Source organism: Methylobacterium tarhaniae (assembly GCF_001043955.1).
Lineage (GTDB): Bacteria > Pseudomonadota > Alphaproteobacteria > Rhizobiales > Beijerinckiaceae > Methylobacterium > Methylobacterium tarhaniae.
Window position 1 is genome coordinate 1 of sequence record NZ_LABZ01000345.1, and the last position, 764, is coordinate 764.

At 72.4% G+C, this 764-nt stretch carries 1 protein-coding gene; it reads left to right on the forward strand.

Annotation, left to right across the window (positions count from 1 at the left end):
* A partial coding sequence (locus tag VQ03_RS29820; RefSeq protein WP_048454557.1) for a homoserine dehydrogenase occupies window positions 1-764 on the forward strand: 764 nt, incomplete at both ends.

The window sequence follows — 764 nt, forward strand, 5'->3', positions numbered from 1 at the left end:
CGCGGCCTCGACCTCCAGGGCGTGACCTGGTTCGAGGATCCGGTGGCGCTCGCCCGCTCGGGCGAGGTCGATTGCGTGGTCGAGCTGATCGGCGGCGCGGAAGGACCGGCCCGCGAGACCGTCGAGGCGGCGCTCGCCGCGGGCAAGCACGTGGTGACCGCCAACAAGGCGCTGCTCGCCCGCCACGGCCCGGCCCTCGCCCGCGCGGCGGAGAAGGCGGGCGTCGCGCTCGCCTTCGAGGCCTCGGCGGCCGGGGGCATCCCGGTGGTCAAGGCCCTGCGCGAGGCGCTGGCCGGCAACCGGATCTCCCGCGTCTACGGGATCCTCAACGGCACCTGCAACTACATCCTGAGCCGGATGGAGCTGGAGGGCCTGACCTTCGAGGCCTGCCTGAAGGACGCGCAGGCTTTGGGCTACGCCGAGTCCGACCCGACCTTCGACGTCGAGGGCTTCGACACCGCCCACAAGCTCGCGATCCTGACCAGCCTCGCCTTCGGCACCGAGCTCGACGCCGAGGGCGTCTCGGTCGAGGGCATCTCGGCGATCACCCCCCTCGACCTGCGCATGGCCGACGAGCTCGGCTACCGGATCAAGCTGCTCGGCGTCGCCGAGGCGACCGAGGCCGGCATCGAGCAGCGGGTCCACCCGACCATGGTGCCGAAATCCTCGGCCATCGCCCAGGTGATGGGCGTGACGAACGCCGTCACCATCGACACCGATGCGCTCCGCGAGCTGACCCTGATCGGCCCCGGCGCCGGCGGCGA